The organism is Thiolapillus sp. (assembly GCF_048562965.1).
GTDB lineage: Bacteria > Pseudomonadota > Gammaproteobacteria > Chromatiales > Chromatiaceae > Thiolapillus > Thiolapillus brandeum_A.
In genome coordinates this window covers 1-512 of the sequence record NZ_JBHNMF010001690.1, presented here as the reverse complement: position 1 = coordinate 512, position 512 = coordinate 1, and the positions used below count along the sequence as shown (strand labels likewise).

Sequence of the window (512 nt, the reverse complement as noted above, 5' to 3'; positions counted from 1 at the left end):
TACCTCCACCATGTGCTGCAGCACATCGGCAATGCCAGGACGGTTGAGGACATTGAAGCCCTGCTACCCTGGAACACGCCTGTCAAAAAAATGCAATAGGGCTGATTGTTTGGCGCTTACCTTCCTGCTGACCGTGCAGCGGATCATCAGTCGCATCCAGGTCGAGCCAGATCTTGCGCGGGGGCTTGCGGTACGACTCCAGGAAAAGATCGACCAGCAGTCGATCCATTGCTTCATTATCCGCGGCAATCCGCTTGTAACGGTCTGATATAGCCGATTTCGGTATGCCCAGCTCCAGGCGGTTGAGCGTGCTCGAAGCGGCCAGCGGGTTCCCCCGGTCCTGCTCGCGCACCCGCCGCTCTCCGGTCAGGTCCCGCTTGCCCACCAGCAACAAGCGTGTCTTCGGCCTCGTGATAGATTTTGGGACATCCCAGCCCCCAAAATCGACTCGGCCTTTGACAACCTATTGGTGCCCCAGCCGTCCTGGTCACCAAGCACTACGCAACAACTTC

Annotated in this window: 1 protein-coding gene and 1 pseudogene; one reads left to right on the top strand and one right to left on the bottom strand. The window is 58.4% G+C overall.

The window, feature by feature from the left end; translation table 11 throughout:
* Window positions 1–99, top strand: a 99-nt coding sequence (locus ACOCD2_RS26240) for a transposase domain-containing protein (RefSeq protein WP_368857394.1), incomplete at its 5' end; no start/stop codon positions are given.
* Between the two features lie 22 nt (window positions 100–121).
* Here ACOCD2_RS26240 and ACOCD2_RS26235 read toward each other — a convergent pair.
* Window positions 122–352 (bottom strand): annotated as a pseudogene (locus tag ACOCD2_RS26235) (transposase); the annotation flags it as partial.
* Window positions 353–512 lie beyond the last annotated feature (160 nt).